Source organism: Xanthobacter sp. BG11Y11_SDJG (genome assembly GCF_057364445.1).
In genome coordinates, this window is the sequence record NZ_JBNFNU010000418.1 from 1 (window position 1) to 3,557 (window position 3,557).

Here is a 3,557-nt window from a genome sequence, read left to right on the forward strand (position 1 = left end):
TGCGCCTTGCCGCCGGCGCGCACCGACGGCGCATCGGCCGGGGTCGGCCAGCCCTCCCCCGAGGCTGCCGCCTCCTGCGCGCTGGTGGCGGCATTGGTGGCGGCCCTCGTTCTGGTGCCGTGCTTCGGCGTGGGCGCCACCTTCGCCGGCCTGATCGCCCCCTGCTGGCGCTCGGCGCCATGGTGCGCCTGTCGCAGCACATGATCGGCGGCCAGACCGGAGACGTGGCCGGCGCCACCCAGCAGGTGGCGGAGATTGCGTTTCTCCTTGGCGTTCTTATCTTCGCCCGGAACGCCTGAGCGCCCGCGCGGCGCGCAGATGATTCCCGAATGCGGGCCCCGAGCCGCGAGAGACCCGGTCGCCGAAGCGATGCCGCAAGCCACCCCCGCCCCCATCGCGACACCCTGCGTGCGCATCTGCACGCTGGAGCCCATGAGCGGGATCTGCCTGGGCTGCGGGCGCACCATGCGCGAGATCGGCTCCTGGCCGTCGCTCTCGCCCGAGAACCGCGCCGCCATCATGGCTTCCCTCGCCGCCCGTCTCGACCGGCTCCGGGCGGCGCAGCCGGGCCTGTTCCTCGACGGCCCTCCGGACGACGACGATGCGCGGTGACCGGCTCCTCTGGCTGCTGCTGCTCGGCCTGTTCGGCGGCGTCGTGGTGCTGGCCGTGCACCACGAACAGGGATCGGTGGCCGGGCTCGACCTCGACCAGTTCGGCAGCCTGGTCGCCAAGCTCTCCATCGCCATCTTCGTCGGCGCCTTCGCCTGGTCCATGTTCCGGGGCCGGGTCGCCGAATCGCTGATCGCGGCGGCCTTCTGGGTGGTGCTCGCGGCGGTGCTGGCCGTCGCCTACACCTATCGCGATCCGCTCCAGGCGGTGGCCCAGCGCGTCATCGGCCAATTGGTGCCGGGCTATGTGGTGCCGCGCCTGGAGGGCGCACGGGTGACCGTGGAGGTCACGCGCGGCGCCGCCGGCGACTTCGCGGTGCGCGCGTCCGTGAACGGCGCGGGCGTGCCGATGCTGGTGGACACCGGGGCGACCTCGGTGGTGCTCACCCACGCCGCCGCGCAGGCGGCCGGCCTGCCGGTGGAATTCCTGACCTATGACGTGGCGGTGGAAACCGCCAACGGGCGGACCAAGGCGGCGGCCGTGACCATCGACAACATCATCGTCGGCGGCATCGTCGAGCGCCAGGTGCCGGCGCTGGTGTCGCCGCCGGGCGTGCTGCGCACCAGCCTGCTCGGCATGACCTTCCTCTCGCGCCTCGACGGCTTCGAGTTCCGCGGCGACCGGCTGACCATGCGCGGCCCCAAGGCGCCGTGAGCGCGGCGGGCCGCGCTCCTCTATTCAGATGATCCCAAGCGACGCCGTCCGGCCCTAGACTGGCACCGATCGCGAGCCGCCCCTGCGTTCGCCGAGGGCAGTGCCGTGCGTGAGCCCAGCGACACCGACCGACAGAAGGAACGCGCGATCCTCATCGCCCTGCTGCTGGACGTCAGCGTGTTCGTTCCCTACGCCTTCACCGTCTGGCGGATCGGCTCGCTCGCCATGCTGGCGGAACTGCTGCGCGGCGGGCTGCTGCTGTTGGTCGAAGGCGCCGCGCTCGTCACGCTGCGGGCGGTGCATCGCGGGCAGACCTATTTCTACGAGTTCGGGGTCGGCAAGGTGGAGCGCATGCTCTCGGCGAGCGTCGGCGCGCTGCTGGTCCTGGCCGCCGCCTTCATCGTCGCCAAGGTGATGGGAGCCTCCGAGCAGCCGCTCCTGACGCCGTTCTGGGCCAGCGTCGCCATCATGCTGGTGATCTACAACCTGTTCACCAACGTGATGCCGCTGTGGCCGCTGTGGCACGCCACCCGTTCCGGCACCTCCATCATCGTCGGGGCGCAGTTCCGCGCCCGCATCGCCAAGGCGGCGGCATCCGTGACGGTGGTGGCCTGCGTCGCGATCGATGCGCTCTCGCCGAACCGGGAGCTGGCGCGGCTCGCCGACGATGTGGGCGGCCTGGTCGGCGCCGGCTTCATGGCGGTGGTCGGCGCGCAGATGATCTACGAGGCCCTGCCCGACCTTCTGGACCGGGCGCTGGCCGAGCCGCTGCAGCTCAAGGTGACGGCGGCGCTCGCCGCCTCCTTCCGGCACTATGAGCAGCTCATCGGCGTGCGCACCCGCCGCTCGGGGACCGTGCCCCATGTGGAGATCACGGTGGCGTTCGATCCCGCCCGCACCCTCGCCGACGTGGGCGCCGTGACCCAAGCCATGCGCCGCACCGTCCGCGCGGCGATCCCCGAGGCGGATGTGGTGGTGATCGCCGTGCCGCTAGACGAGGCCGCGCCCTCGCCTCCCGCCTGAGGCGGCTCAGAGCATCTCCAGCGCCGTCCTGCGCCGCGGTGGCGGGAAGTCGTGGTCGATGGCGGCGAGGTCCTCGGCATCGAGCACGAGGTCGCGCGCCGCGGCATTGGCCTGCACGTGGGCGATGCGGCTCGCCTTGGGGATGGCGATCACGTCCGGCCGGCGCATGACCCAGGCGAGCGCCACCTGGAACGGGTCGGCGCCGTGCTTCTTCGCCACCGCGCCCAGCGCGCCGCCGCGCGGCAGGCGCGCCTGCTCGATGGGGCTGTAGGCCATGGCGGGGATGCCCGCCTTTTCCATGAGCGGGAACAGGTCGAACTCCGGCCCGCGGCGGCTGGGATTGTAGAGCACCTGGTTGGCGGCGCAGGCCCGGCCGCCGGCGGAAAACAGCTCCGCCATGTCGCCGGCGTCGAGATTGCTCACCCCCCAGTGGCGGATCTTGCCCGCCTTGTGGAGCGCCTCGAACCCGGCGATGGTCTCGGCCAGCGGATGGCTGCCGCGCCAGTGCAGCAGGTAGAGGTCGATGCGGTCGGTGCCGAGCCGCTTCAGCGAGCGCTCGCAGGCGGCGGCGACCCCAGCGCGGCTGGCATTGTGGGGATAGACCTTGCTGACGAGGAACACCTCCCCGCGCCGGCCTTTCATCGCCTCGCCCGCCACCTCCTCCGCACCGCCGTCGGCATACATCTCGGCGGTGTCGATGAGGGTGAGGCCGAGGTCGAGACCGGCCCGCAGCGCAGCCACCTCGTCGGCGCGGCGTCCCCGCTGCTCGCCCATGTACCAGGTGCCCTGGCCCAATGCGGGCACGCGCTCTCCCCCCGGCAGGGTCACGGTTTTCGGCATCTGATCTCCCGTTGCGCGGATCGGCGGGAACCATAGCGAAGCGCGGGCGCTGTACAAAGGCCGCGCAAGCGGCCCGGCAGAGATTCCGCGAGGTGAGGTAATGGCGGACGGCGACGCGCACGCAATTGCGCAAGCCGCTTGCGGTCAAGAAGAAAATCGCGTCTGGTCGGCGCGTCATGTGGTTGGAGGGCGAAGTGAAAGTCCCTTATTCCCAACGGCGTTCCCGCTTCCCTACCGGAAATCTCGCCCGCGTGCTGACGGCCTCGGTGTTCGCCTGGTCGACAGTCGCCTGGCCGGCGATGGCCCAGGCGCCCCAGCAGCCTCCCGCCGAACCCCAGGCGCAGCCGGCACCGACGGACCGCCCGCCGGC

At 71.8% G+C, this 3,557-nt stretch carries 5 protein-coding genes and 2 pseudogenes; 6 read left to right on the forward strand and 1 reads right to left on the reverse strand.

What is annotated here, in order from left to right:
- From AC2W7M_RS22005 to AC2W7M_RS22025, 5 genes and pseudogenes are all read left to right on the forward strand, one after another.
- Nucleotides 1-204 (forward strand): annotated as a pseudogene (locus AC2W7M_RS22005) (hypothetical protein); the annotation flags it as partial.
- The gene (locus tag AC2W7M_RS22010) at nt 180-299 is read left to right on the forward strand and encodes an adenosylcobinamide-GDP ribazoletransferase (RefSeq protein WP_486134920.1); all 120 of its coding nucleotides are present in this window, start codon (nt 180-182) and stop codon (nt 297-299) included. The pseudogene AC2W7M_RS22005 and the gene AC2W7M_RS22010, both read left to right, overlap by 25 nt.
- 70 nt (nt 300-369) lie before the next feature.
- Nucleotides 370-612: a DUF1289 domain-containing protein gene (locus tag AC2W7M_RS22015; protein WP_486134922.1), complete on the forward strand. Its 243-nt coding sequence runs from the start codon at nt 370-372 to the stop codon at nt 610-612.
- Entirely contained in the window at nt 602-1,324 is a 723-nt protein-coding gene (locus tag AC2W7M_RS22020) for a TIGR02281 family clan AA aspartic protease (protein WP_486134924.1), read from the forward strand. Before AC2W7M_RS22015 ends, AC2W7M_RS22020 begins: the two co-directional genes overlap by 11 nt.
- 105 nt (nt 1,325-1,429) lie before the next feature.
- Nucleotides 1,430-2,347 carry a cation diffusion facilitator family transporter gene (locus AC2W7M_RS22025; RefSeq protein WP_486134926.1) on the forward strand — a complete coding sequence of 306 codons (918 nt, stop codon included), beginning with the start codon at nt 1,430-1,432 and terminating at the stop codon, nt 2,345-2,347.
- Between the two features lie 6 nt (nt 2,348-2,353).
- On the opposite strand, the gene AC2W7M_RS22030 is transcribed toward AC2W7M_RS22025, so the two are convergent.
- On the reverse strand, nt 2,354-3,187 hold the full coding sequence (locus AC2W7M_RS22030) for an aldo/keto reductase (protein WP_486134927.1): 834 nt from the start codon (nt 3,185-3,187) through the stop codon (nt 2,354-2,356).
- Nucleotides 3,188-3,312: 125 nt separating this feature from the next.
- On the opposite strand from AC2W7M_RS22030, the pseudogene AC2W7M_RS22035 reads away from it, so the two are divergent.
- A pseudogene (locus AC2W7M_RS22035) lies at nt 3,313-3,557 on the forward strand (hypothetical protein); the annotation flags it as partial.

Excerpts from the sequence above, each read along its gene's own strand:
- AC2W7M_RS22010 (WP_486134920.1), top strand. The coding sequence starts at position 180 with ATGGTGCGCCTGTCGCAGCACATGATCGGCGGCCAGACCGGAGACGTG.
- AC2W7M_RS22020 (WP_486134924.1), top strand. The coding sequence starts at position 602 with ATGCGCGGTGACCGGCTCCTCTGGCTGCTGCTGCTCGGCCTGTTCGGC.
- AC2W7M_RS22030 (WP_486134927.1), bottom strand. The coding sequence starts at position 3,187 with ATGCCGAAAACCGTGACCCTGCCGGGGGGAGAGCGCGTGCCCGCATTG.
- AC2W7M_RS22015 (WP_486134922.1), top strand. The coding sequence starts at position 370 with ATGCCGCAAGCCACCCCCGCCCCCATCGCGACACCCTGCGTGCGCATC.